This is a genomic window from Agromyces salentinus (genome assembly GCF_009749395.1).
Lineage (GTDB): Bacteria > Actinomycetota > Actinomycetes > Actinomycetales > Microbacteriaceae > Agromyces > Agromyces salentinus.
Window position 1 is genome coordinate 98,493 of sequence record NZ_WBIR01000003.1, and the last position, 26,064, is coordinate 124,556.

The 26,064-nt window shown below is 68.4% G+C and carries 18 protein-coding genes; 8 read left to right on the top strand and 10 right to left on the bottom strand.

Annotation, left to right across the window (positions count from 1 at the left end):
• Positions 1–3 precede the first annotated feature (3 nt).
• The 5 genes from GQQ95_RS04935 (at position 4) to GQQ95_RS04955 (ending at position 6,331) form a co-directional block, all read left to right on the top strand.
• Positions 4–2,748, top strand: a complete 2,745-nt coding sequence (locus tag GQQ95_RS04935) for a hypothetical protein (protein ID WP_157426549.1) — start codon at positions 4–6, stop codon at positions 2,746–2,748.
• A 127-nt stretch (positions 2,749–2,875) separates the two neighbouring features.
• Positions 2,876–3,739: an ABC transporter permease gene (locus GQQ95_RS04940; RefSeq protein ID WP_157426550.1), complete on the top strand. Its 864-nt coding sequence runs from the start codon at positions 2,876–2,878 to the stop codon at positions 3,737–3,739.
• Positions 3,736–4,482: an ABC transporter ATP-binding protein gene (locus GQQ95_RS04945; RefSeq protein ID WP_157426551.1), complete on the top strand. Its 747-nt coding sequence runs from the start codon at positions 3,736–3,738 to the stop codon at positions 4,480–4,482. Before GQQ95_RS04940 ends, GQQ95_RS04945 begins: the two co-directional genes overlap by 4 nt.
• Positions 4,479–6,035 (top strand): class I SAM-dependent methyltransferase, encoded by a 1,557-nt coding sequence (locus tag GQQ95_RS04950; RefSeq protein WP_246205191.1) that lies wholly within the window; start codon positions 4,479–4,481, stop codon positions 6,033–6,035. The genes GQQ95_RS04945 and GQQ95_RS04950 overlap by 4 nt, the downstream gene beginning before the upstream one ends.
• Before the next feature lie 29 nt (positions 6,036–6,064).
• Positions 6,065–6,331, top strand: a complete 267-nt coding sequence (locus GQQ95_RS04955; protein ID WP_157426552.1) for a hypothetical protein — start codon at positions 6,065–6,067, stop codon at positions 6,329–6,331.
• A 27-nt stretch (positions 6,332–6,358) separates the two neighbouring features.
• On the opposite strand, the gene GQQ95_RS04960 is transcribed toward GQQ95_RS04955, so the two are convergent.
• The 7 genes from GQQ95_RS04960 to GQQ95_RS04985 all read right to left on the bottom strand — a co-directional run bounded on the left by GQQ95_RS04960 (position 6,359) and on the right by GQQ95_RS04985 (position 16,135).
• A complete protein-coding gene (locus GQQ95_RS04960) occupies positions 6,359–7,900 on the bottom strand; it encodes a glycosyltransferase family 2 protein (RefSeq protein WP_170296961.1) in 1,542 nt (513 codons plus the stop codon).
• The gene (locus GQQ95_RS04965) at positions 7,893–9,836 is read right to left on the bottom strand and encodes a glycosyltransferase (protein ID WP_157426554.1); all 1,944 of its coding nucleotides are present in this window, start codon (positions 9,834–9,836) and stop codon (positions 7,893–7,895) included. Before GQQ95_RS04965 ends, GQQ95_RS04960 begins: the two co-directional genes overlap by 8 nt.
• A gap of 53 nt (positions 9,837–9,889) precedes the next feature.
• Positions 9,890–10,588 (bottom strand): IspD/TarI family cytidylyltransferase, encoded by a 699-nt coding sequence (locus GQQ95_RS19275; protein ID WP_170296962.1) that lies wholly within the window; start codon positions 10,586–10,588, stop codon positions 9,890–9,892.
• On the bottom strand, positions 10,588–11,370 hold the full coding sequence (locus tag GQQ95_RS19280; protein WP_170296963.1) for an NAD-dependent epimerase/dehydratase family protein: 783 nt from the start codon (positions 11,368–11,370) through the stop codon (positions 10,588–10,590). Before GQQ95_RS19280 ends, GQQ95_RS19275 begins: the two co-directional genes overlap by 1 nt.
• Before the next feature lie 81 nt (positions 11,371–11,451).
• Entirely contained in the window at positions 11,452–13,395 is a 1,944-nt protein-coding gene (locus tag GQQ95_RS04975) for a glycosyltransferase family 2 protein (RefSeq protein ID WP_157426555.1), read from the bottom strand.
• 38 nt (positions 13,396–13,433) lie between these two features.
• Positions 13,434–14,735 carry an O-antigen ligase family protein gene (locus GQQ95_RS04980; protein WP_157426556.1) on the bottom strand — a complete coding sequence of 434 codons (1,302 nt, stop codon included), beginning with the start codon at positions 14,733–14,735 and terminating at the stop codon, positions 13,434–13,436.
• On the bottom strand, positions 14,732–16,135 hold the full coding sequence (locus GQQ95_RS04985) for an O-antigen ligase family protein (RefSeq protein ID WP_170296964.1): 1,404 nt from the start codon (positions 16,133–16,135) through the stop codon (positions 14,732–14,734). The genes GQQ95_RS04980 and GQQ95_RS04985 overlap by 4 nt, the downstream gene beginning before the upstream one ends.
• Positions 16,136–16,195: 60 nt before the next feature.
• Between GQQ95_RS04985 and GQQ95_RS04990 the strand changes: the two genes are divergently transcribed.
• The gene (locus GQQ95_RS04990; protein ID WP_157426558.1) at positions 16,196–17,491 is read left to right on the top strand and encodes a UDP-glucose dehydrogenase family protein; all 1,296 of its coding nucleotides are present in this window, start codon (positions 16,196–16,198) and stop codon (positions 17,489–17,491) included.
• 61 nt (positions 17,492–17,552) lie between these two features.
• Positions 17,553–18,887 (top strand): glycosyltransferase family protein, encoded by a 1,335-nt coding sequence (locus GQQ95_RS04995; protein ID WP_157426559.1) that lies wholly within the window; start codon positions 17,553–17,555, stop codon positions 18,885–18,887.
• An 83-nt stretch (positions 18,888–18,970) separates the two neighbouring features.
• Here the strand turns inward: GQQ95_RS04995 and GQQ95_RS05000 are convergent, their stop codons facing one another.
• The 3 genes from GQQ95_RS05000 to GQQ95_RS05010 form a co-directional block, all read right to left on the bottom strand.
• Complete coding sequence (locus GQQ95_RS05000; RefSeq protein ID WP_170296965.1) at positions 18,971–20,164, bottom strand: acyltransferase family protein; 1,194 nt, start codon at positions 20,162–20,164, stop codon at positions 18,971–18,973.
• Positions 20,158–23,241: a glycosyltransferase gene (locus GQQ95_RS05005; protein ID WP_157426561.1), complete on the bottom strand. Its 3,084-nt coding sequence runs from the start codon at positions 23,239–23,241 to the stop codon at positions 20,158–20,160. Before GQQ95_RS05005 ends, GQQ95_RS05000 begins: the two co-directional genes overlap by 7 nt.
• Before the next feature lie 188 nt (positions 23,242–23,429).
• Complete coding sequence (locus GQQ95_RS05010) at positions 23,430–24,608, bottom strand: acyl-CoA dehydrogenase family protein (protein WP_157426562.1); 1,179 nt, start codon at positions 24,606–24,608, stop codon at positions 23,430–23,432.
• A 104-nt stretch (positions 24,609–24,712) separates the two neighbouring features.
• On the opposite strand from GQQ95_RS05010, the gene manA reads away from it, so the two are divergent.
• Complete coding sequence (gene manA, locus GQQ95_RS05015; protein WP_157426563.1) at positions 24,713–25,963, top strand: mannose-6-phosphate isomerase, class I; 1,251 nt, start codon at positions 24,713–24,715, stop codon at positions 25,961–25,963.
• The last annotated feature ends 101 nt before the right edge of the window (positions 25,964–26,064 follow it).

Here is a 26,064-nt window from a genome sequence, read left to right on the forward strand (position 1 = left end):
TCGATGAGCCTGCTCATCGGGCTGCTCGTGGCCCTGCCGGCCGTCTCCGACCTCGGCTCGCAGCCGGCGCAGGCCGCCGACGGGTCGCAGTTCGACGCCGGGGACATCATCAGCGACGGGGTGTTCTACGACAGCAGCACGATGAGCACGGCTCAGGTGCAGTCCTTCCTGAACGCACGTGTCCCGTCGTGCCGCTCGGGCTACACCTGCTTGAAGGACTACCGCCAGAACACGGCCGGGCAGCCGGCGCGATCCGAAGGTTGCGCCGCGACCGCCAGCACCGCGAACGAGACGGCCGCCTCGATCATCGTCCGGGTGTCGAGGGCCTGCGGGATCAACCCGCGCGCGATGCTCGTGCTGCTCGAGAAGGAGCAGGCCCTCGTGAGCGACACGTGGCCGACCGCGCGGCAGTACCGGTCCGCGACGGGCTACGGATGCCCCGACACGGCCGATTGCGATGTCAACTACTACGGCTTCTTCAACCAGGTGTACAACGCGGCCTGGCAGTTCAAGAAGTACCGTGCGCGGCCCGACCGTGCCTACGCCGCCGGGCGGTGGAACACCATCCAGTGGCATCCGAACGCCGCCTGCGGCACCTCGAGCGTCTACATCCAGAACCAGGCCACGGCGGGCCTCTACCTGTACACGCCGTACCGGCCGAATGCCGCGGCGCTCGCGAACCTCTACGGCACCGGCGACGGATGCTCGTCGTACGGCAACCGGAACTTCTGGCGGATCTTCACCGACTGGTTCGGGAGCACGCACGGCACCGAGCCGACCATGATCAAGGGCGAGAGCACGCCCGAGGTGTACCTCCTCTCCGGGGGGACGAAGCATCACATCACCACGTACAGCGACTACCTCGAGTTCCAGAAGGGACTCGGCACGCACCGGGTCGTCAGCCAGTCCTACCTGAACTCCATCCCGACCGGGCGCACGGCGACCCTCTTCGTCAAGAACAGCCGCAACGGAGAGATCGCCCTGATCCAGGGCGGCACCACGCACCGGTTCGCGAACTGCACGCTCGTCGCGGCCTGGGGTTCGCGATGCGGCGACGGGTACCTCACGGTCACGGAGGCGATCTACACGCGGTTCAAGGTCGGCGGCGCCATGACCAAGTTCGGCAAGGCCCCCGACGGCGTCGTCCGGATGCTCGAACGGCCGACGGCCGCGAAGCTCATCGGCACCGCCCCGACGGCGTTCAACGGCGGTAAGGCTCCATTCCTCGCGAAGATCTCGTCCGCGCTCCTGGCGACGTACAAGACCGGACGCACGCTCGCGGCACCGCATTCGTACATCAAGTCGACGTCGAGCAGGCAGGTGTACTACGTCGATGGGCGCGATCGCCTCCAACTCCTGAACGACTGGACGTACGCGCCCGAGTACGGGCTCGCGAAGACGGCATTGACCGTCTCGGACAGCGTCATCGCCGGCTACGCACGAGCCGGCCGCGTCGGGCTCGCCGTGAGTTGCGGCCCGAACACCTACGCCGCATCCAGCGGCACATTCATCAGGTTGCAGCGAGGTGCGGGAGGACTGCCCGTCGCATCGCTCGCGAGCGAGACGTGCGCCCTGCTGCCGAAGTCGACGTCGACCGTGTCCGGGCCGCTCTTCCTTCAAGCGGTCGGAGCTCGCAGCGTCTACCTCGTGCGCGACGGCAAGCTCAGGCAGATCTCGTCGCCCGAGCAGCTCACCGCGCAGAACGGTGGGACCTGGCCGACGATCGTGAAGGTCTCCGGGACGACGCTCGCGAGGACGCCCATGGGTGGGGCCGCGCTGGACATCGGGACGCTGGTGGCGTTCTCCGGGGACCCGAAGGCGTACCTGGTGAACGGATGGCAACTCGTGCACATCCCGAACATCTCGCTGGCCGACGAATATCGAATTCCTCGGGCCGTGCCGACTCTTCCCGCGTCCCGACGTACCGGGTACTCCAACGCCGCTCGCCCCCTCGGGACATTCGCCAAGTGCGGTCCGACCGACGTCTTCGCCGTCACGGGAGGGCAACGACAGAACGTGGGCGCGACCGCGCTCGCCGGAAACGCGTTCACCACGCTCCACTCGTCGATCTGCGCGCGCATCCCCGTCCGGACCCCACGCATCGACGGGCCGCTCTTCCTCGCGTCTGGATCGAGCTACCGCGTGGCGGTCGCCGGCGGCTTCGCCCCGATCTCCGCCGCGGCGATGCTCGAGGCGAATGCCGGCGTCACGCCGGCACCGCTCGCGGTTCGGTCCGGGGCGCTCTCCGTCCTCCCGGCCCGCGGTGCGGCGCCGGCGGCCGGCTCGCTCATCCGCGGGTCCAACTCGAAGGCCGTCGTGTTCGTCGACGGCACCGCGAAGCACGCCCTGCCGAACTGGGGTGTCGCGGCCGACCTCGGCATCGCGGGCCGGTACTCGGTCGTGCATCCCGCCGAACCGGCCCTGTTGAAGACGCAGACGCCGGCGCTCGGTATCTTCGTCACCTGCGGCACGCAGGCCTACGTGGCCTCGCTGGGCGTGCTCAACCGCGTGACGCCCGACCTGGCGGCCGGCTTCAGTGTCGTCGCGCTCTCGGATGCCGCATGCGCGTCCTTGGTGCTCACCGGACTCGACATCCGTGGTGGGCTCTACCTGAGGGACGTCTCGACCGGTCTCGTCTATCGGCCCGACTCGGGTCGGCTCGTGGAGACGGCGAAAGCCTCGATCCCCGCAGGGTCGACGGTCCTCGGCCTCGACGGACGCACGATCGCGGGGATGCTCTCGCGCTGAACTCGGCCTCGCGCCGGTGGGCGGCGCCCCGGAATCGCTGTCGTGGAACGGCAAGCTTTCTCGGCTAGTATGCCGGGGGGCTTCGGAGCAATCGGGGCCCTTTTCACTTTCGGAGATCAGCCATCACATGACATCTGTCGATTTGACGGGGTTCCAGACTCCCGGTCGCGGTCGCGGCGTGCTCGACGTCTTCAACCACGGGTACCTCCTGCGTCTGCTCATCCGCAAGGGAACCGCGACCCGGTACCGCAACTCGGTGCTCGGGTGGACGTGGTCCTACGTCAAGCCCGCAGCGCAGTTCTTCATCTACTACTTCGTCATGGGCGTGGTGCTCCAGTTCCACCGCGACGTCGAGAACTTCGCGATCTACCTCTTCGCCGGCGTCGTCGCGATCAACCTCTTCAACGAGGCGTTCGGCAACGCGACCCATTCCATCGTCGACAACCGTGCACTCGTGCGCAAGATCTACCTCCCGCGCGAGCTCTTCCCGATCTCGACGATCATCATCGCCCTGATCCACTTCCTGCCGCAGGTCGCGATCCTGCTGCTGGCGTGCATCCTCGTCGGGTGGACCCCGACGTTCCTCTCACTCGGGGCCTTCGTCATCGGGCTGGTCATCGTGCTCATGATGAGCCTCGGCCTCGGCCTGCTCTTCGGCGCGCTCAACGTCCGCTACCGCGACGCGCAGAACTTCGTCGAGATCATCCGCATGCTCTCGACCTGGGCATCACCCGTGCTGTACACGATCGCCATGGTGCAGGCGACGCTGCCGGAATGGGCGTTCCGCATCTACATGCTCAACCCGCTCACGACCGCCGTCGAGCTCTTCCACTACGCGTTCTGGGCCCCCACCACGACGACGCCGACCGACACCCTCGCCCCGAGCATCGTCGGCGATGTCTTCCTGTCCCTGGGCATCTGCGCCGTCCTGATCGTCATCGGGCAGATCGTGTTCCGCCGGTTCGAACGGAGCTTTGCACAAGACCTATGAGCGACACACTCACGCAGAAACGCCCCAGCATCATCGTCGAGGGCGTTCGCAAGACCTTCCAGATCCGCCACACGCACTCCATGAAGGAGGCGTTCATCTCGCGCATCAAGCGCAAGCAGGTCGGGTCGACGCCGTACAACGCGCTCGACGACGTGACCTTCTCGGTCGCCGAGGGCGAGAGCGTCGCCGTGCTCGGGTTCAACGGATCCGGCAAGTCGACCCTGCTGAAGCTCGTGTCGGGGGTCCTCGAGCCCGACGCGGGTCGCGTCCTCACGCGCGGTCGTGTCGCCGGTCTCATCGAGGTGGGCGCCGGATTCCATCCCGAGCTCTCCGGACGTGAGAACGTCTACCTCAACGCCGCGATCCTCGGCATGAACAAGGCCGAGATCGATGAACGCTTCGATCGCATCGTCGAGTTCTCGGAGATCGGCGAGTTCATCGATCAAGAGGTCAAGCACTACTCGTCGGGCATGTTCCTGCGCCTCGCCTTCTCGGTCGCAATCCACGTGGAGCTCGACGTCCTCCTGGTCGACGAGATCCTGTCGGTCGGAGACGCGCCCTTCCGCAAGAAGTGCACGGAGAAGATCCACGAGCTCGCCCAGGCGGGCAAGACGATGCTCATCGTCAGCCACAACATGGCGATGGTGCAGGAACTCTGCGAACGTGGGGTCGTCATCCGCAAGGGGAAGAAGGTGTTCGATGGCCCGATCGCCGAGGCCGTCGAGGCGATGAACGCGAAATGACCTCTCGCGTCGCGGTTCAGCTGGATGCATCCTGGTTCGAGGGCATCCGCATCGTGGACGTCCACTTCGACGGACGTCGGGTGTGGTCCGTCGCCTCGGAGGCGATTCCCGGGGGACGTCTCCGATGGCCTGCGGCGCTGAAGCCCTACCTCGAGGGCCGCACGACGATGACGCTGCACGACGCCGCCACCGGAAGGGTCATCGGGACGACGGAACTCAGGTTCGGTCGGTCCCACGATCGCATCACCCTGCAGGATGCGGCCGGGCGACCGCTCGCGATGAACAAGTGGAATCGCCTCGGCCCGGTCTTCGACGGTGGCAATGTCGAGCTGCGCTCCCGCCTGCTGCTGAACGCGCAGGGCATCGTCGGCGTGCTCGAGGCCGCGGCGTTCGACGTCTACATCGTCGGTGGCAGCCTGCTCGGCTACATGCGCACCGGAGGCCTCATGGCCCATGACGACGACATCGACCTGGCGTTCCTCAGCCGCCACTCGGATCCCGCCGACATCGGGCTGGACAGCTTCCGCATGCAGCGCGTGCTCGAGCGCAACGGGTACACGGTGGTCCGCCACAGCCTCGCCCACCTGGAGATCGACTTCTTCGACGCAGAGGGCCACGTCGAGCACTACGTGGACATCTTCACCGGATACTTCCGCGACGGTCTCTACAGTCAGCCGTTCGCGCTGCGCGGGCCCGAGGTCAGGCGCGAGGACCTGGTTCCGGTGCAACGCGTCGAGGTCGACGGGGTCGAGCTCCCTGCTCCGGCGCGGCCGGAGGCATGGCTCGAGTACGCGTACGGCCCGAGCTGGCTCGTACCGGACCCGTCATTCGTCTTCGAGACATCCCGATGGACGCGGCGTCGTTTCGAGAACAACTTCGGCGTCTTCAACCGTGGGCGGGTCTTCTGGGAGAAGCGCTACCTGTCGCTCGGCGGCGAGGTGGACCTCGATCATCAGGATCGCGATGCGATCGCAGCCTGGGCGTCTGCGCTGCCCCCGAGCGCGAGGGTGCTCGACGTCGGATGCGGAACCGGCGCCGCCGCCAATCTCATCGCGAGTTCCGGCCGCGACGTGCTCGGCATCGACTACAGCCACGAGGCGCTCTCGATCGCCGTCGAGAACGCCGTCCCCGGTGCGCGGTTCGCGTACGTGAACATCAACGATCGTCGTGACCTGCTCTCGCTCGGGGCGCGGTTGCTCGCCACGGGCGACCTCTGGCACGTCCGCATCGCTGATGTGCTCCACGGGCTCACCCGGACGAACCGGCACTCGCTCTTCCACTTCCTCGAGCTCGTCCTGCGCGGCGGGGCGGTGGCGACGGGGACCGTGCCGACGGTCCTCCCGCCCGACTACCGGCGCGGCGACCCGACGAGCTGGCACTACCCCGAGGAGTGGTTCCGCGCCGAACTCGGCAAGCACCGGCTCCATGTCGAGTTCGGCGAGACGAGACGACGACAGACGCCACATGGGGTTCGCGACGAGGTCGAGTTCGTGATCCGCCCGAGGCCCGCAGACCAGACCGTTCCGGCGATGAGAGAAGACGATTCAGCATGAGACGAATGCTCGGCAGGATTGCCGCACGAATGTTCCCCCGCACTTACCACAACCTGCAGGTGCTCTCGACGGTCGACCTGCAGAGCGACTCGATGCTCGAGCGGATGATCTCGTATGAGACGGAGGTTCGCGAGCTCAGGGCTGAACTCAACGAGATCCGACGCGACAATCGTCGGGTCGTCGAGCTCTACGACCTCGTCTTCGAGCGGCTCCAGGAGGACATGCCACTGCGAGCCAAGCCGGTGCCCGCCGATGGTGGGCAGGATTCGGCGGCCTCGACGGGCGAACGGAGCTGAGTATCCCGGGCTCCTGCCAGGAGGAGATCAGGGCCGGACGTGAAGGCTCAGATTCGCGTGGATGTTCGAGTAGACGTGGTACTGACGTCCGTTCGGATTCCGGTCGAACCTCCCGATCGCCCGCACAGCTCGCTGGTTGACGACCCCGAAGAGCTCGTTCCTCGCGTTGAAGTCCCAACGCCCGGCGGCCATGGGCCGACCATGGCGAAGTGCTTCAGGCGTGAGGACCGCGACTGATCGCGCGGTGACGTCGGGGTAGCCCGATGCCGGGTCGACGGTCACGGACGTCTCGGTCGGCACCAGCCAGGTCATCTTCGTGTCCCGGGAGCGGAGACCGATCCTCGTGGAAGCCGCAGCGATCTCGCGGTCGAGCAGGAGGAGGTCGTCTCCCAGTTCGGCCGCGAGGTGATCGGGGAGTGCGCGTCGCACGTGATCGCCGTCGACCACGAGGTCGAGGAAGCCCCCGTGGTGCGCCGTCCACAACGTCTTCGTCTCCAGGCGGATGGAGGGGCCGTCATCGGAGTCGACGCGAGAAGCCAGCGCGAAGGTGATGCCCAGGATCCCGTCGTCGAAGGAGGCGAGCGCTTCGACCAGGTCGGTTCGACCGAGGCGGAGCAGATGCGCCCGTGCGGCGAGGTGGCGTGTCAGGCGCTGATCCATCCGCGGTGCCAGGAACCCGTCGACCAAGGAGCGTGCGCGGTCGAGGACGAACGCGCGATCCTCGGGCGGACGTCGAAGCAGCCCGGGACCCACGGCCGGAAGCACGCGTTCCCGGAACTGGTGGACGAGCAACTGGTCGCGTTGACCCGCGTCCTCCTGCGAGCCGAGGACTGCGTCGATATGGCGGATGATGCGCTCGAGGGCATCCCACCACTCCTTCAGGTCGGCGCCGAAGGTGGTCGAGGTCGTGCTCTGCTCCCGGACCCAGTGGTAGAACGGCTCGTCGGAACGAATGCTCACGCCGCGCATGTGACGGGCCACGTCGGCGTTGAAGATGACGTCCTCCCACAGTTGGCGACCCGCCTCCGGGAACCGGATGCCGTGATCGCGCAGCATCGAGGTGCGGTAGGCCTTGTGCGGGTTCGTGGGGATCAGCGGGTGGACTCCGAGACGCTCGCTCGCGTCGTCGTGATTTCCATCGAACGCGTCGAGTGCCCACTTCGCCTGGTCGGTGCGGGCCTCCTTGCCTGCGAACACGTCGGCGCCGGTGCGTTGCAGTGTTTCCACGGCGGTGGCGAGGGAGCCGGGATACAACTCGTCATCGTGGTCGACGAAGAGGATGTATTCGCCACGGGCCAGATCGATGCCGGTGTTCCGCGGCGCGCTCGGCCAGCCGGTGTGCGCGATGCGATGGAACCGGGCGTTCGGCTGTTCGCCGACCATCTTGGCGATGGCTGCCGCCTCCGGTTCGGGCGAGCCGTCGTCGATGACCAGGACTTCGAACCGCTCGGCCGGCAAGGTCTGGTCGCGGAGGGATGTGAGGAGCCGCCCGAATGCTTCGCCGGAACGGTACGTCGGGACCACGACGCTGATGAAGGGAGTGGAGGACGGGCGCGGCGCCTCAGCCATGAGCAGCGACCTCGAGTCGCGCAGTGGTCCGGTCGACGCGGATGCTCCACGCCGGCATGTGCGTGCCGCGCGGCGAGGCGGTCCAGCGGTAGCGGCCCGGACCCGGCAGCTCGAGCGTCGCGATGACCCCTCCGCCCGCGCTGTCCCCATCGGTCGGTCGGAAGCGCGCTCGGAACCTGGCCGGCGGATGCTCGCGTCGAGCGATTCGCCGCATCAGGCCGACCGCCGCCGAGCGAAGACCCGCCCGCCGGAATGAGAGCAGCACCCAGCCCGAGCCCTCACCCGCGCCGGCCGTCGCGACCTCGGGAAGGCTGAGGTGCACTTCGGTGCGGCCGTCGGACGGCGTCGTGCCGGTGACCGCTGAGGGCGTCGAACCATCGAAGAGCGACGCGACTCCACCTCCGAGATCGATGCTGAGGAACCCATCGCGATTCGTGTACGCGACAACGGGCCGGCCGTCGACGAGGGCGCCCTGCGCTCCGATCGAGGAGCGGATGCGCGGTTGCTGCAGTCGACCCACGCGGTCGACACGGAGGAAGACGTCCCACACCTGGTCGTCGAGGAACGGATCCGACGGCGCGGCTCGGACATCGACGGCCCCGTCGACGGTGAGCCGCAGGCTGACTTCGCTGCCATCGGCGGAAGCCGGCCGGGAACGTGCGCCGACCTCGCTCTCGACGCTCCATCCGATGCGCGAGCCTCGACCTCGTACGGCGAAGGCCGCCGCCGTCGCCTCGAGCTCCTCCGCGACGTCGTATCGGCCCGCCAGTTCGGCCGGATCGAGCTCGAGTTCGGCGGCGAGCGCCTCGATGAGGTCCTCGGATGCCGCGAGCACCCGCTCGCCATCGATGCGGAAGGTGCCGCCGCCGGCGAGCCGTTCGACCGTGGTCACGGTCGCCGACACGGCCAACCTCCCGCCTCGCCACTCGGCCCGGTCGAGCACGGGAGCGCCGAACCGGTCGGTGCCGGCCGCCGACGCCGCGAGCGACAGGAGGGCGGAGTCGCCGGACCGGAGTGCGGCGGCCACGACAGCGGCTCCCCGATCGAGGTCGTCATCGTCTGAGACATCCGTGAAGCGCTCCTGGAGTCGCCTCGCCCGATCCTCGATGAGCCGTCGTTCCTCCTCCGGCCGGCGGAGGAACCCGGGGGTGAACGATCCGAGGATGCGGCTGACGTACTGGTGGCGCCGCAGTTGGCGTCCTTGCAGGGAGTCGCGGCCGAGCCGGTCGACGATCGCCTCGAGCACCCGCTCCAGGTGATCCCACCATGCGGGGTCGGACCGACGGAAGGTCGTCGAGCCGCTGCCGCCCGTCTGCACCCAGTGGTAGAACGGCACCGAGGCCAGGGTCGAGATCGTCGCAGCCTTCGCGGCGACCTCGATGTTGAAGAAGATGTCCTCCCAGAGCACGCGGCGTCCCTCGATGAAGCGGATGCCGTGCTCGCGGAGGAAGGCGGTGCGGTACAGCTTGTGCGGGTTCATCGGTACGAGCGGGTGGGCGTCCTCACGCCCGACGTCCTGCGGGGAGTCGGCCCGATAGGTGTCGAGAGCCCAGCCCGCGTCCTGCGTGCGGGCCTCCTTGCCGTTCAGCACATCGGCACCGTGACGCCTGGCGAACTCCGCGCCCGCCCGCAGCGCATCGGGGTAGAGCTCGTCATCGTGGTCCATGAAGAGCACGTACTCGCCCTCGGCGAGATCGAGGCCGACATTGCGTGGCCGCGACGCCCAGCCCGAGTTCTCGATGGCCTCGACGCGGATGTTCGGTCGAGTCGACGCGATGCGGTGCAGTCGCTCGACCGTGTCGTCCGGGGAGCCGTCGTCGACGAAGATCACCTCGAACCGGTCGGCAGGAAGGGTCTGGCGATCCAGCGACGCGACGAGCCGGTCGAGACCGGCACCGGGGGAGTAGGTCGCGACGACGACGCTGACGAGGGGCACCAGACGATCCTAACCGGGGGAGGCTGCCGCGGGAGGGCCGTGACGGCCGGGCATCACTCCTCCGCGTCGAGGAGGTGCTCGGCGATCAGTCTGGCCGTTCCGAGATCTTGGGGCGTCGTGATCTTGATGTTGTTGACGTGTCCCTCGATGATGCGGACCGCGACCCCGCAGTACTCGGCCACGAGGTCCGCGTCGTCGCTGACCCGGGCGTACTCCGACTCCACGGCGGCGCGGTACGCCGCGTGGAGCAGGTCCCGCTGGAAGGCCTGCGGGGTCTGGCCGAGCCAAGAGTGCGATCGATCGAGCGACCCCTCGATGAACCCGTCGTCGCTCACGAGCTTGACCTGCACGGTGCTCGGCATGCCGAGCATCGCCGCGCCGTGCTGGACGGCGGCCTCCACGACCTTCTCGACCAGGTCGGGGGTCGTGAACGGACGGACCCCGTCGTGCGTGATCACGATGTCGCCGGTGGTGGCAGCCAGCCCCTGCATGGCGGAGAGGTGGCGCTCGGCGCCGCCCTCGACGAGCACGACGTCGAGTCCGGCGTCATCGACGAGGATGCGGCGGTACTCGGCTTCGTTCTCCGGGCTCACCGTGACGATGACCTCGTCGACGACGGGGACCATGATCGCCCGTACGGTGCGCTCGATGACGGTCATGCCGTCGATCGTCACGAGCAGCTTGTTCGATCCGAATCGCGTGCCCTTGCCGGCGCACGTGACGATCGCCGAGACCTTGTGGCCCGCGTGCATCAGCGCACCTCGCGAAGCGACCCGGCGAAGGCGCGGATCTCCGCCAGCTCGGTCTCGGCGTCCAGCAGGTACGGCCCGCTGCCGCCGAACAGCCCGGCGTGCTCGGTGCGCATGTCGCGCGTGTACATGCTCGCGAACGGGTCGGCGGGACCGGGATCGTTCGCGCTGATGTCGGCGCCGAACGCGGCTGCGACGACATCGTTGCGGAGCGCCGGGGTGGCGAGGTTCAGCGAGGAGAGGCCGGCCTCGAGGGCGGTGCCGATATCGTTCCAGAGGCGCCGGACGTCGTAGTACTGGAACTCGGCCTCCGGCCGGATGAATTCCACGCGGTAGTCGTTGGCGAGGTCGTAGACGATGCCCTTCTTCAGGCCGTCGCCGTAGAGCTGCGGCAACCGCAGGACGAGCGTGTCGTGCTCGGCGGTGAGGCGGCGCTCCTGGTGCAGGCGGTTCGCGCCGTACGGCGTGAGCCCCTCGTCGCTCGTCGGGGTGGATTCCGTCGGGCTGGTCCCGCCCGGGTACACGCAGACGGTCGAGACGAGCACGACCTTGTCGGCCTTCACGGTGGCGAGGCGGTCGGCGAGCGCGTCCACTTCGACGCGATCGGCTTCGCCCTCCCGGTTGATGCGGTGCGAGTCGGCGCGGTTGCCCGCGGTCACGACGAGGTCGAACGACTCGCCCTCGATGTCGTGGATGTTGCTGGTGTTGTAGACGGCGTCGAACGCGTGTCGTGACGCGAGGTTCGACCCGACGAATCCGGTGTATCCGATGAGTGCGGTTCGCACGTGTGCCTTTCGTCGTCGTACTGGTGTGCAGCCGACGCATCCGATGGGTCTCCGGGCAGCGCCGGCCGACCGGGCATCAGGTCAGTTTACGCGTGCCGTCGCGACGGGGTCTTCAGGCCCACCGGATGTGCGGGGCGATCGTCCGGTGCCTCGGCGACGCGAGAGCTCGATCCCCGAGCTGACGACAGCGCGTCCCGATCGGATGCGCAACTCCGCGGGGACCAGGCTGGGCCGCCCGACGAGTTCCAGGAATGCGGCCCCGCCCTCGCCTCGGATCGCGGCCCGGGGGACCGGGGCCAGCCGCTTCAGGATGGCCGCGCGGATGGCACGGGCGGGCAGCCGATCGGTTCCGAGGAACCGTGCGAGGCGGCCTCGCGGCACCACGAGCGCTTCGATCGGGATGGCGGTGCGCCCATGGGCGTGCACCCCGGTCAGCTCCACGCGGAGCGATCCAGTGCGCCCGTTCCGGTGCCGGGTCGCAGCGGCGGGCCGGCTGAGTCGCACGAGTTCGGTGACATACGAGGGCCGTTGCGTGAGATCCAGCGCGAGCTTGCCCGGTCCGGTACGGCACGCGAGCGCGATCCGGCCGTCGAGGAGGGCGAAGAGCCGGAGCGCGCCGGTGTCGCATCGCCGTTGCTGGTGACCGGTGAGGAGGGTGGCTCGGACGAAGACATCCCAGACGTCCTCAGGCAGGGGCCGCCCCAGGATGCCGGATGCCGGATCGATCCAGGCGCGTGCCTCGACGACGAGGTCCGGATCGTCCGTGCTGCCGTCCACCACCCGGACGGCCTCCGTGGGCTGCAGCCAAGATGCCGCGGTGCCGCGACTTCGAACGGCGACGACCGCGTCGGGAGCGGTGGCCATGTCGGTCATGTCGATCAGTCCGTCGGACAGGATCGCGGGCAGTTCGGTGCCCAGGTCGGCGAGCACGCGGCCTCCCGACCGCCGGAGTCGCGGGGGAGCGCCGTCCTCACCGCGCCAACGGGTGTGCGTCGTCACCAGCAGGCGTCCGTCGTTCCACTCGACCTCGGAGACCGTGTTCATGCTCTGCATGCCCCGGTCGAACGCGTCCAAGGGCTCGAAGAGATCCTGTCGGCCCGCCCTGATCAGCTCGACGATCGCGCGTCGTCCGAAATCGAGTCGCCGGAAGACGCCCTCGGACAGGTAGCGGTCGATGAGCTCGACGCAGCGGGCGAACACCTCCTCCCGGTCGGCGTCGGAACCGCGCCACACCAGCGTGGAGATCGGAAGGACCTGGCCGCTCAGCAGCGTCATGGCGATCATCTCGAAGACCGTGCTGCGGGACCCCGAGAGACGGTCGGCACTGAATTCCAGCACCTGTGCAACCGACGCGATCTGCTCCGCCGGGTTCGAGAGGTAGGCGATCGAGTTGTTCGTCCCGGTGGTGATCCAGTGGTATGCAGCCCGGTCGGCCAGCACCGAGATGGCCCGCGCATGCTGGAGGACCTCGACGTTGAAGTAGAGGTCCTCGTTGACGACCCGACCGCCCTCGGGAAAGGCGATGTCGTGCTCTCGCAGGAATGCGCGCCGATACAGCTTGTGCGGAGTGAGCGGTCCCAGGGGATTGTGGTCGGTCCGGCCGAGCGCGTCGTCGTGGTTCCGGTCGAAGATCGGCAGCGCCCAGCCGGCCAGGTGGGTGCGCGATTCCTTGAGGTTCACGGCGTCGGCGCTGTTTCGCGAGCCGAGTTCCCACGCCGCCGCGAGCGTCTCGGGAGCGAGCTCGTCGTCGTGATCCATGAAGAGCACGTACTCGCCCGCGGCGAGGTCGATGCCGATGTTCCGGGGACGGCTGGGCCAGCCGGAATTGGCGATCCGGCTCACTCGGTAGTTCGGCCGAGTCGAGGCGAACTCGAGCAGCCGCTCGTACGTGGCATCCGGCGAGCCGTCATCGATCATGATGACCTCGAACTCGGCCTGCGGAAGGGTCTGCGCGTCGAGGCTGGCGACGGTCCGATCGAGCTCCGCACCCGAGCGATACGTCGGAATGACGACACTGACCTTCATTCGGGACAGGATATCGGAGACCGCGAACGACGGCCGGCTCAACGGGTCGGCAGGTGACCGGCACCGGGATCGCGCGCCGTCGCGAGCGCATCCCGCCAACTCATGTCCCTGGCGGACTTCACGGCGCACACGACGAGCAGCATCCAGCCGCCTTCGAGCAGTGCGAAGCTCTCTGCGAAGCTCGTCACCGTGATGATGACCAGCATGAGCGCCGGCCACAGGTACACGACGCTTCGCCGGCCCGTCGCGAGCAGCCAGGCGCGGACGAGCGCCACCCCGATGAGGCCCGCGAAGAGCAGGACGCCGATGACTCCGACCTGGAAGTACACGTCGACATAGGCGCTCAGCGCCGAGCTCTGCTGCCGGCCGATGGCGGCCTCGATCCAGAGGTACGGCGACGCGTCGGGCCACGCGCCCACCCAGCCCCAGCCCTGGAGCGGATTCAGCGCGAGGTACCGGGATGCCTCGCGCCAGAGGTCGAGCCGGACGTCGAAGTCCGCACGGGCGTCGAGCAGTTCGATGATGCGGCCGCGGATCAGCCAGACGGTGATGAGCACCGCGACCGAGGTCACGAGCAGGGCGATCTGCCATCGCCACCTGGTCGAGGGCGCGGCTCGGCGGAGGCCGTAGATCGCGGCGAGGGCGACGAGGGCGACGGCCAGGGCGATCCACGCGGTGGGCGAGCCCGAGAACACGACGCAGACGGCCGCGAGCGTGATCGAGGCGATCGAGCGGCCCCTCGACATGATGTGGGTACGCCACTCGACGACGAACGTCAGCAGACCGATCACGGCGATGAAGCCGAGCAGGTTGCGCGAGCCGAAGATGCCCTGGATGGGGCCGAGCGAGGCGATGTTCCCCTGCACGCCGATGAGCGGGATCGCGGTGTCGATGAGGATTCCCGCGACGATCTCGAGTGCGAGCGAGGCGCCGAGCAGCACCCGGGTGACGCCGCCGAAGGCCCGGACGATCTGCAGCGTGTCGCGCATGAGCGCCACGTAGACGCCGATGATCCCGAAGATGACGAGGTAGATGACCCGGGCGAGGCTGAGCACGGGCGTGGTGCTCCAGAGCACGGATGCCACGCACCATCCGACGAAGACCAGGATCGTGAGCGGCAGGATGCCGTACCACTCGACCGCGCGCCACCTCGCCACGAGCGAGAGCGCGCAGAGCACGAGCAGCACCGCGAGCATGGCCAGCAGTCCGGGCCAGCCGATGAGGCTCCGGATGAGGTGCGTCGTGAAGGCGGTGCCGATCGCCGCGGTCGAGAGTGCCTGGGCGAACCGTGCGGAGCCGGCGAACTCGCGAAGCGGCAGGAACGTCGTGGCGCCGGTCATGCGTCGGTGCGCGGGACCGCGCGGACGGAGGTCGTTCCCGGCGGCGGCGCGTCGAGCGCGACGGCCCGCGAGCGAGCCGGCCGCGGCTCGGCGGGCAATGGGTCATTCGACCACTGCCGGCGCTTGGTCGCCCACGCGATCGCGATGAGCAGCAGCCAGCCGGACTCGATCAGGATGCGGCTCTCGGCGAGGCTCTGTCCCAGCAGCGCGACGAGCACGAGCAGCGGGAGGAGCGACGCCGCCGAGTACGGGATCGGCCGGCCCGCGGCATCCCTCGGCTGGTCGACCGCGAGGAACCAGGATCGCCAGAGCGCGCCGATGACGATGGCCGCGAACGCGAGCACGCCGAGCACGCCCAGCTGCATCCACAGGTCGAGCCATGCGTTGTGCGCCTGCAGGTAGGTGACGCCCTTGCGCACCGCGAGGTCGTTGAACGGTTCGACCCAGGGCACCCAGTATCCGACCCACCCCCAGCCGGCGACGGGGCGCTGCTGCGCGAGGTCGATCACCGCGTTCCAGATGTCGGTGCGCCCGGTGAGGTCCTCACTCTTGCCGAAGAGCGAGAGGAGCCAGCCCCAGGCGAAGGCGAGCAGGGCGACGGATGCCGCGAGCACGGCGGCGGCGGTCCAGTAGATGCGGCGGCGGCGCTCGGCACCGGCGCGACGGGTCCAGAGCGCGAACAGGAGCGCAACGGCGACGAGGGCGGCGACGAGGATGACGGTGGACGAACGCGTCAGCGCGAACACCACGCCTGCCGTGACGAGCCAGGAGATGCCGGGAGCGCGTCGCATGCTGCCGGCGGCGAGCAGGCAGCCGAAGACGATGAGGCCGATCAGTGCGATCATGCCGAGGAGGTTGCGGCTGGCGACGATGCCCTCGATCGGACCGCCGTCGAACAGGAGCCCCCGTGACCAGTAGAAGGCCATGGGCAGTTTCTCGCCGGTGACCTCGAAGTCGGGGAAGTTGGGGAGGACCGGCTCGCGGATGACGAGCGCCACCCAGAGCTCGAAGAGGATCGACAGGGCGAGGATCCACTTGATGGCCGCCGCGAGCGACGAGACGATGCGCGACCACGGCAGGCACAGCACGAGCGCCACGGCGGCGAACGTCGTCACGAAGCTGATCGCGAGGCCGAGCGCGGTGGCGCCGGGGTAGAACGACGAGGCGAGCGAGAGCGTCGCGAGGATGAGGAACGCGAAGGTCGACTTCGGCACGCGCCGCCAGGTCCACCTCGGCCGGGTGGCGACGATGAGGAGGGCTCCGCCGACCACGACGATCGCGACCGCCGCGCCGAACCCCCACCAGCCCAGGAGATTGCGCCAGAACTGGCCCGCGAGTGCCGTGAACAGCACGAACGTCGCGTACGCGCCCGCGAGGGCGTGACGACGGTCGGGGCTCATGCCGTCAAGGGTATCGCTCCGGATACCGCAGAATGGTTCGGATCGATGTGAAGGAGAACCGTGAAGCTCTCGGTGATCGGCTGCGGGTACCTCGGTGCCGTGCATGCCGCAGCAATGGCGAAGCTCGGCCACGACGTCATCGGCGTCGACACCGATGCGAGCAAGGTGGCGAAGCTGGCGGCGGGGGAGGCCCCGTTCCACGAACCGGGCCTGCCGGAACTCCTCCTCGAAGGCGTCGCCAGCGGACGACTCCGCTTCACGACCGACATCGCCGAGGCCGCCGACGCGCAGGTGCACTTCCTCGCAGTGGGCACGCCGCAGTCCGCGGATTCCGACAGCGCGGATCTCCGGTTCGTGTACGCCGCGGTGGACGCACTGCGCCCCGTGCTGCAGCCCGGTGCGCTCGTTGCGGGTAAGAGCACCGTCCCCGTCGGCACGGCAGCCGACCTCGCCGAGCGGATCGCCACCACCGGTGCCGGGCTCGCCTGGAATCCCGAGTTCCTGCGCGAAGGCTTCGCCGTAGCTGACACCATCACCCCCGACCGCATCGTCTACGGCGTCACCGATCCGGCCCACGCCGACCTGCTCGACGACGTCTACCGGGTCGCGATCGACGCGGGCACGCCTCGCATCACGACCGACCTTCCGACGGCCGAGCTCGTCAAGACCGCGGCCAACGCGTTCCTCGCCACGAAGATCAGCTTCATCAACGCCATGGCCGAGATCGCGGAGGTCACGGGCGCCGATGTGACGACCCTCGCCGACGCCATCGGCCACGACGCCCGCATCGGACGCCGGTTCCTCAACGCGGGGATCGGGTTCGGCGGCGGGTGCCTGCCGAAGGACATCCGCGCCTTCACCGCGCGCGCCGAGGAGCTCGGCCGCGCCGAGTCCGTGGCGTTCCTCCGCCAGGTGGACGCGATCAACCTCCGTCGCCGCGAGCGGGTCATCGACCTCGCCGTCGAGATGCTGGGCGGATCGGTCTTCGAGAAGCGCATCGCCGTGCTCGGCCTCACCTTCAAGCCTGATTCCGACGACATCCGCGATTCGCCGGCCCTGGATGTCGCGGCTCGCCTGCACGGCCTCGGCGCCGAGGTGATCGCGACCGACCCTTACGGCATCGAGAACTCTCGTGCCAAGCATCCGCAGCTCGAGTACATCGCAGACACCGAGGCGGCGCTGGACGGCGCGGAACTCGCCGTGCTCGTCACCGAGTGGGACGAGTACCGAGGGCTCGATGCCGCGCGGGTCGCCGGGCTGATGGGGTCACCCCGGATCATCGACGGGCGCAACGTGCTCGACGTGGCGGCGTGGAAGCAGGCGGGCTTCGAGTTCCGAGGGCTCGGCCGCCACTGAGGAGGCGAACAGTCGCTGAACTCCGAGCAGATCCGCGGACTCGCCTGCTAGCGTCATGACGATGTTCGAACTCAGCGGTCGACGGGTCCTCATCACGCAGGCGCACGTGCAGTCGTACGGCGGCTCCGAGATCGTCACGCACGAGCTCGCCGAGTACTTCAGCGGGCGAGGTGCCGAGGTCGTGGTGGCCACGGCCTTCGCCGCCGAACCGATGGCCACGGAGCTGTCGTCCACTCCGGGCGTCCGGATCGCGGACATCCGGGATCCGGAGTTCCTCGCCGAGATCGCGGCGTCGCCGCCGCATCTCGCATGGATCCACCACCAGCTGATCCCCGCACCCCTTCTGGCCGATCCCGGTCGCACCGTGTTCGTGTTCAACCACATGTCGTTCATCCATCCCCTCGAGTTTCCCTACTCGCCGACGGTCGAGGCAGCGTTCGCCGATCTCTCCCTCTTCGTCTCCGAGGAGATCCGCGAGCGCCAGGTCCCGTCGGGGCTGCATGAGCACCTCGATCCACGGCGCGTCGATCTCTTCAACAATCCCGCGCCCGGCATCTTCGCCCGTGGCGATGGCACTTCGACAGGCATGCCGTTGCCTCGCCTCCTCGCCGTCACGAATCACCTGGTCGAGGAGTTGCGCGAGGCATTCGAGCTGCTCCGTACGGAGTTCGAGATCCAGATCGTCGGTTCGGAGGGAGCGAAGGGGGCGACGCCGTTCCGAGTCACCCCCGAAGTGATCCATGCCGCGGATGCCGTCATCACGATCGGGAAGACGGCGCAGTACGCCTTGCTCGCGGGCGTCCCGGTGTACTGCTACGACCGATTCGGCGGACCGGGATGGCTGTCTCCGTCGAACTTCGAACGAGCGGCTCGAGGTCACTTCCGCGGAAGCGGCTTCCGGCAGTCGGATGCCGAGACGCTCGCTACTGAGCTCCGGAGCGGTTTCGAGGTGGCTCGCCGCGATGCAGCAGTGCTCCGCGATGCGTATTCGGGCACCTTCACGCTCGAGCAGCGACTCGACGCGCTGCTCGGCGAGCTCGATCCCCGATCGCCCGAATCGAAGGACATCGCGCCGATCACCCTCGCACAACACCTGAAGACGCAGGAGGTCATCCTGCACTACCTCCACGGCAACCGCCGGCTGGAGGCCGCCGTGACGAGGGCCCGTCGCGAATCAGACGCCAGGATCGCTGACCTGCGGCAGGGCGTGGAGGACGTGCGCCAGGGTCACGAGCACGAGCGCGAGCGGGCGCGCAAGGCGGAAGGCGTGGCGAAGGAGCTGCGGGAATCGAGGGAACACGAGCGCGCGCGCGCGCGCAAGGCCGAGCACGCCGCCCAGGACCTGCGCGATGAGATCGCCGCCCTCCGTCGGGCGCTTCGCGAGGCCCGGGGCTAGCGCTCGTCAGCAGGCCCCGGAGGTATGCTGCCGTTCCATGCCTGCCCACGGCGGATCTCGACCGACGTGTGTGCCGCGCTTCGTCAGGCGGGATGCGACGCCGAAAGCCCGTTCTCGGACGTTGCGGGTGTCGCGGGCGTGACGGCAGGAAGCGTGACCGCGGGGACCGTCACCGCGGGGAGCGCGACGGCGGGGACCGTGAGTGCGGGGGGCGCGAGTGCTGGGACGGCGACATCGGGGAGCGTGAGTGCGGGACTCGGGACGTCCGTGCCCCTCCGCCGGGACAGCGTCGGTTTCTCCACGAGGAACCAGCTTCCGACGGCCAACGGGAGCGTCGCGAGCACCGAGATCCCGAAGAATCCCCACGCACTCCCAGCGAGGGCGCCGAGCCCGGACAACACGATCAATTTCTGCATCGCGAAGCTGTAGTAGAAGAAGCCCAGCGCGAAGTCGTTCCGCCGGAGGAATGCGGGGACCCGGATCGCGTTCGCGAGGGTGAGGATCGCGTAGGCGGCCAACGGCGCCCCGAGCTGCAGCCCGAAGCTCGGCATGAGGAACACGAGCAGGCACATGAGCAGCACGGCGCAGGCTGCCGCCCAAGCCCGGAGCGGGAGCCTCCTCCGCAGTTGGAAGTACAGGGCGCCGCCGAGGAAGAGCGGGAGGAACCGCAGGAGCTGAATCGTCCGCGGGTCCTGCAGGTACGGAATCAGGGTCTCGACGTTCGCGTAGAGGCCGACGCTGAGGGCGAAGCAGGAGGCCACGATGACGGTTCGGAGCCTGTCCGGCCCGATCTTGAGGATCGCTCCGACGATGAGGTAGCTGACGACGGTGAAGATGACCGTCCAGAGGCTGCCGGTCCAGCCGAACCGGTCGGGGGTTCCGGAGATCGAGGTCTGGCGGATCTCGAAGAGGGCGTTCTGGGTGAGGAACTTGATCGGGCCGTTCTCAGCTGTGAGGTACCCGTCGAGCGTCCCGTGCGCGATCAGGTATCCGGCCGGGGCGATGATCGTGGCGATGATGAGGATGCACACGACGAATGCCGGCCACAGCCTGGCGATCCTGCTCCAGACGAAGACCGAGTACTCGCGCTTGATCGCCCCGCTGCTGATCAGGTAACCGGAGACCGAGAACAACCCGATGAGCGCCCAGCCTCCCACGGTGTGTCCGAGGAAAACGGGAGAGAGGCTGTATCTGCCAAGCGTGAACGAATGGGAGAGGATGACCGTCAGGACCAGGATGAGGCGCAGAGCGTTGAGGGAATTCCGCTCGTTCAGCACTGCGGGGATTTCAGCTTGTACTCGCCGAGTACCGTCGCCAGGAGGACTTCGGCGCGAGCCTCGAAACTGTGCTCGCGACGAATCCGCTCGGCGATCTCCTGCATCTTCTCGGGACTCGGGATCCAGTCGCGGTCGGCGAGGAGCGCTGCAAGTTCGTCCGTCGTCTGGTAGCTGACCACCGCTCCCTCGAACAGGTCGAGACCTTCGACGTGATCACTGAGCACCGGCGTGCCGGTTGCGATGACATCGAACGTGCGGTTGTTGACGAAACCCCATTCAGCCATGGTCGGCATGTGGTCGTTGAGTACGAGGGATGCCCGTCGATATGCCGAGGAGAGCTGCTCGAAGGGAAGGAACTCGCCGCGTACCATCTCGGCCGGTGCAACCTTGGACCATCCGGGACCCCAGAGGGCGAGGTCCGCTCCGGCCGAAAGCGCGTCGGTCACGACCTGACGACCACCTTCGTGGATTCGCGGGCCGCCGACGAACAGGAGGTCGATCTCGGCGTCGATGTTCTCGCCGGTCGGGCTGAACCGATCGGGGTGCGTCGCTTGCAGGAGGACCTCGATGCGTTTTCCAGACCGGCGCTGCATCCATTCGGCCCACAGGGGCGAAGCCGCGAACACCCGGTCGAACCCCTGCACCTCGGCGATGGTGACCAACTCGGGACGGCTGATCACCCAGAGGATGTTGATCCGACCGGCGTGGGGCTGTGCGGGCTGCTTCCCGCGAACCGTCAGCACGACGTCGTCGAGGTATGCGGTCGATCGACCGAACGCGCCATGTCGGTCGATGACGACGTCTTGACCGCGAGCACGCAGTGCGAGAGCGAGATCGTCCGCGAACGGGACGTCGCCCCAGCCGTCACCGCCACGGGTGTATTCCGCGCCGATCTTGATCGCCCAACGAAGTGACGGTATTTCTCCGTGGACGGGATCGATCACGCTCGTCGTCGGACGAGTCACGATCGGCTTCGCCGCGCCCGACTCGCCCTTGACGTCGGGGGACGTCCCGACCACCGAGAGCCCGATCGCCTCGTAGGCGCTGAGGTCCGGTGCGGGGAGGAGTCCGTGCCACCGTCGAGAGAACACCTGCCGGTCGTCGTTCTCGAAACGGCTCACGCGATCCGCTCGTCGCGGATTGTCGTGGAGGACAACCGTTGACCTCGCGCGGACGAAGCCGCGTTCCGGAGCGGCCTGCTGGGCGCGAAGGCAGAGGTCGACCGCGGCGAGTTCGCCTCGGAAGAGGGCATCGAATCCGCGATGCTCGGCGAAGAGGTCGGCCCGAATCGCGAACGCGATCCCCGTGACGGCTGCGATAGCCGACGGTGCTCGTTCGGCGTCCTGGAGCGGGTGATTCGCGAGGAAGTGCGAGGGTCGGTGCTGGTCGACGCTGTACAGGTAGCCGGCAGTGACGACCGTGCCGTCGGCGCCGGTGATCGTCGGCTGCGCCGCAATCGGCGCATCATCGGACCCGAGTGCCTCGAGGAGCGGCTCGAGCCATCCGCTCCGGACCTCGCTGTGGCCGTCGAGGAACACGATCGTGCTGCCGGTCGACAGCGCATACCCGACGTTCGCCGCGAGCGCGTGGCCGTAGTTGCGAGCCAACCGGTGATACTTCACTCGAGGATGGTCCGCGAACTGCGAGGCGATGAGTCGACCCGCCACGAGGGCGGCGCCGTTGTCGACGACGATGACCTCGATGTCGCGATCGCCGGTCGTGCGGAGGATGTCCTCGAGCAGCAACGCCGTGCGATGGCCGTTCTCGTGCACCGCGATGATCACGCTGGTCCGGTCGGGCGCGCGTTCGGCGACCGCTCCTTCGACCTTCGGCCAGTCGATGAAGGCCTTCTCCGCGACACGGAAGCGCCAGGTCAGTGGCTCCTTGACGGTGATCCGGTCGACCGCCAGCGTGTTCGAGTAGTAGCACCCGCGGAAGGGGAGGTATTCGAACGATCCGAGCTTCGCCAGGCGCAGGACGAGGTCGTAGTCGACCCAGCGCCGGAGCTGCACATCGAATCCACCGATCTGCTCGACGATCGCCCTGCGAGTGAGCAGGCAGTTCATGTCGATCGCGTTCTCGATCAGGAGGTCATCGAAGCCGACCTGCCCTCCGCGGAACCGGATCGCGCCATCGATGTCGACGATCTGAAGGGCCGAGTAGACGCCGACGGCATCCGTATCCGCGAGCGCCCGACACGCGAGGTCCAGGAATGCCGGATCCCAGTTGTTGTCGCTGTCGAGGAAGGCCAGGTAGGTTCCGCGTGCAGCATCGAGGCCGGCATTGCGCGCCGCGCAGACGCCCCCGTGGGGAACCTGGATCGCGATGATGCGGCGGTCGCGTGCAGCCGCATCGCAGGCTGCCGCATAGGTTCCGTCATCCGAACCGTCGTCGACGATGATCAGTTCCCAATCGGGGAACGTCTGGGTCAGGACGGATTCCACTGCCTCGAGGAGCTGAGCCTCACGATTCCAGACCGGCATGACGATGGAAACGAGCGGCGCCCCGTCCGTCCTCTCCGGGAGTGGCAGCGCTCGGGCCGAGTCGACCCAGTCGCGTTCGAGCGTCTCATCCCAGTCGGTCCGAATCGGAGCCAGGCGGTAGTCACGCTGGCGAGCCACCATGCGAGCGTGGTCGATGGCGTTCGATCGTGCTCGGTCGAGGGTCGGCGCTGCGTCAGGGTACCCGGGGATGACCGGCAGCACGTCCTCACCGCTTAGCGCCATGAACGCCTCGAACGCCGACGTGCCCTGGCCGAGGTTCCGGGGGTCGAACAGCGGCCCCCAAGCATGCTGGAGTGCCGCATCCGACTGGAGGTGCGCGAGAACCGCGTCGGCGACACCCGCGAACAACTGGTCGCGCACCGGTGCAGGGAGGTACACCGCCTCGATCAGCGGATGAAGCGGGAAGCCCTGTCGAGCACCCTCGCGCAGGAAATTGAGCGCGCATCCGAACGGAGTCGGATCGACCGACGGCCTGGACACCGCGTACAGCTCGGCGTCGAAGATCCCGCTGTTGACCAGGATGTGGGCCTGGTGGTACTCGGCGGGGACGCTGCTGAGCCGCGTTGGAGCCACGGAGGCGACTCCCGTCGCAGCGCGAAGGGCTCGCTTTGCGGCGCTTCGAATCCTGGGACGCACGCGGGGTCCTCTCGAGTATGAGTTCTAGAAGGGGGTGACCGCGCGAAGACGGCGCCATCTGAGGACCAGGCTGCGCCGTGGTCCGGTCATCAGGGCACTCTAGTCCATTGGGGGCGCTCCGCAGATCACACGAACGCGGCGCTGCCCGTGATCTTGCGGCCGACGATGAGGGTGTTCATCTCGCGCGTGCCCTCGTAGGAGTAGAGCGCCTCGGCGTCGGCGAAGAACCGGGCGACGTCGTACTCGAGCGTGATGCCGTTGCCGCCGCACGCCTCGCGTGCCCACGCCACCGTCTCGCGCATGCGGGCGGTCGTGTACGCCTTGGCGAGGGCGGAGTGCTCGTCGCGCTGCTCGCCGCGGTCGAGCATCTCGGACACGCGCACGACCATGCCGAGCGAGGCGGTGATGTTGCCGAGGCTCTTCACGAGCAGGTCCTGAATGAGCTGGTGCGAGCCGATGGTCTTGCCGAACTGCACGCGCTCGCCGGCGTACTTGACGGCCGCTTCGTACGCGCCGATCGAGGTGCCCACCGCTGCCCACGCGACTTCGGCGCGGGTCAGGCGCAGCACGCTGGCGGTGTCGCGGAACGAGTTGGCGTTCTGGAGCCGCAGTGACTCGGGCACGACGACGTTCTCGAGCGTGATGTCTGCGTTCTGCACCGCGCGCAGGCTGATCTTGCCCTGGATCTTCGACGCCGTGTACCCGGGCGTCGTCGTGGGCACGATGAAGCCCTTGACCTGGTTGTCGTCGACGTCCTTCGCCCAGATGATCGTGATGTCGCTGAAGGTCGCGTTGCCGATCCAGCGCTTCGAGCCGTTGAGCACCCAGGTGTCGCCGTCGCGCTTCGCGGTCGTGCGCAGGCCCTGCGCCGAGTCCGAACCGGACAGCGGCTCGGTCAGCCCGAAGGCGCCGAGCACCTCGCCGCTCGCGAGCTTGGGGATCCACTCCTCGCGCTGCTCCTTCGAGCCGCACACGCTGATGCTGCCGGTCGCCAGGCCGTTCTGCACGCCGACGAACGTGGCGACGGATGCGTCGACGCGAGCCAGTTCCATCGCGACGAAGCCGCGGAACACGGCCGAGTTCTCGAACGGCTTCGTCTCGTCCCAGCCGAAGGAGAGCACGCCGTGCTCGGCGAGGGGCTTCACGACCTGCATCGGGAATTCGGCGCGCTCCCAGTAGTCGCCGACGATCGGCTTGACGTCGGCCTCGAGCCAGGCGCGCAGCTCGGCGATCGCCTGCTTCTCGCGGTCGGTCAGGAGGGATTCGTACGAATAGAAGTCGCTCGCGAGCGGCTCGAAGGTCATGACAGCTCCAATGCGTCGTCGGATGCCACGAGCCTACGTGCGTGCTCCGAGGGCGCTCCGGCCGTTGGTAGCTTTGGGGGAAATCTCGGAAGGGGCCCTCTGGAATGTTTGTGTCGATCGGCAACACTCCTCGTGACTACGCCTGGGGGTCGACGTCCGCGATCGCGGGGTTCCGTGGTGTACCCGCCTCCGGCGCACCGGAGGCCGAGCTGTGGCTCGGCGCGCACGCGGGCTCCCCGGCACGGATCCTCGATGGGAGCATCAGCGGCTACGACGATCTCGCCGGTTGGATCGCGGCGGACCCCGAGACCGCGCTCGGCGCGGACCTCGCGGCGCGTGGCGCCCGGCTGCCGTTCCTCCTGAAGGTGTTGGCCGCCGCCGAACCGCTGTCGTTGCAGGCGCACCCCACGCCCGAGCAGGCGCGTGCAGGCTTCGCCAGGGAGGAGGCCGAAGGCCCGGAGCTCACGGCCTACGACCGCAATTACAAGGACGAGTTCCACAAGCCCGAGCTCATCGTCGCGGTCAGCGAGACCTTCGACGCGCTGTCGGGCTTCCGCCCGCTCGAGGAGGTCGCCGGCATCCTCCGGGTCCTGCGTGAGGCGGATGCCGCGGCCGCCGAACCCCAGCCCGCTGCGCTCGAGCTGCTCGAGGCCCGGCTCTCCTCGCAGCATCCGCTCCGGGACACCGTCGAGTGGCTCCTCCGCGACGGCCGCGGCGGCGACACCGGTGAGGTGGCCTGGGTCGTCGAGCGCGTGACGTCGCTCGCGGCATCCGATCTCGCGCGCGCGTCCGAATACGCGCTCTCGTTCGAGACCGTCGCCGTGCTCGCCGAGGCCTACCCCGGCGACCCCGGCATCGTGATCTCGCTCCTGCTCAACCGGGTGCGGCTGCGCCGAGGTGAGTCGCTCTACCTGGCCGCGGGCAACATCCACGCCTACCTCGAGGGCCTCGGCATCGAGCTCATGGCTGCGAGCGACAACGTCCTGCGCGGCGGGCTCACGCCCAAGCACATCGACGTCGACGAACTGCTCGAGGTGCTCGACTTCACGCCCATCGCACCGCCTCGCCTCGAGCCCGAGCGGCTCGGCGCCGGCGTCGCGGTGTTCCGCCCCGACGTTCCGGACTTCGTGCTGTACCGCATCGAGCCCGCGTCGGCACCGGATGCCGCGACGACGCCGATCGCGCTCGACGGCCCGGCGATCGTGCTGGCCGAAGGCGCGAGCGTCGAGGTCCGCGGCGTGTCGGGCGCGGCATCCGTCGCCCGAGGCGAAGCGCTCTACGTCACGCCCGACGAGGCACGGCTCACGGTGACCGGCGACGGCGTCGCCTGGATCGCGACGACCGGCCCTGCCTGAGCCGTCCGCTCCAGTTACTACTGGGACCCCTCGTCATCCCTCGGGCACTGCCGCTCGTTCGACGTGACCGGGAAGGCGCGGCGGCTCGGGTAGGGTGAGCG

Coding starts and splice junctions, on each gene's coding strand:
- GQQ95_RS04935 (WP_157426549.1), top strand. CDS start 4: ATGAGCCTGCTCATCGGGCTGCTCGTGGCCCTGCCGGCCGTCTCCGAC.
- GQQ95_RS04940 (WP_157426550.1), top strand. CDS start 2,876: ATGACATCTGTCGATTTGACGGGGTTCCAGACTCCCGGTCGCGGTCGC.
- GQQ95_RS04945 (WP_157426551.1), top strand. CDS start 3,736: ATGAGCGACACACTCACGCAGAAACGCCCCAGCATCATCGTCGAGGGC.
- GQQ95_RS04950 (WP_246205191.1), top strand. CDS start 4,479: ATGACCTCTCGCGTCGCGGTTCAGCTGGATGCATCCTGGTTCGAGGGC.
- GQQ95_RS04955 (WP_157426552.1), top strand. CDS start 6,065: ATGTTCCCCCGCACTTACCACAACCTGCAGGTGCTCTCGACGGTCGAC.
- GQQ95_RS04960 (WP_170296961.1), bottom strand. CDS start 7,900: ATGGCTGAGGCGCCGCGCCCGTCCTCCACTCCCTTCATCAGCGTCGTG.
- GQQ95_RS19275 (WP_170296962.1), bottom strand. CDS start 10,588: ATGCACGCGGGCCACAAGGTCTCGGCGATCGTCACGTGCGCCGGCAAG.
- GQQ95_RS04975 (WP_157426555.1), bottom strand. CDS start 13,395: ATGAAGGTCAGTGTCGTCATTCCGACGTATCGCTCGGGTGCGGAGCTC.
- GQQ95_RS04980 (WP_157426556.1), bottom strand. CDS start 14,735: ATGACCGGCGCCACGACGTTCCTGCCGCTTCGCGAGTTCGCCGGCTCC.
- GQQ95_RS04985 (WP_170296964.1), bottom strand. CDS start 16,135: ATGAGCCCCGACCGTCGTCACGCCCTCGCGGGCGCGTACGCGACGTTC.
- GQQ95_RS04995 (WP_157426559.1), top strand. CDS start 17,553: ATGTTCGAACTCAGCGGTCGACGGGTCCTCATCACGCAGGCGCACGTG.
- GQQ95_RS05010 (WP_157426562.1), bottom strand. CDS start 24,608: ATGACCTTCGAGCCGCTCGCGAGCGACTTCTATTCGTACGAATCCCTC.
- manA (WP_157426563.1), top strand. CDS start 24,713: ATGTTTGTGTCGATCGGCAACACTCCTCGTGACTACGCCTGGGGGTCG.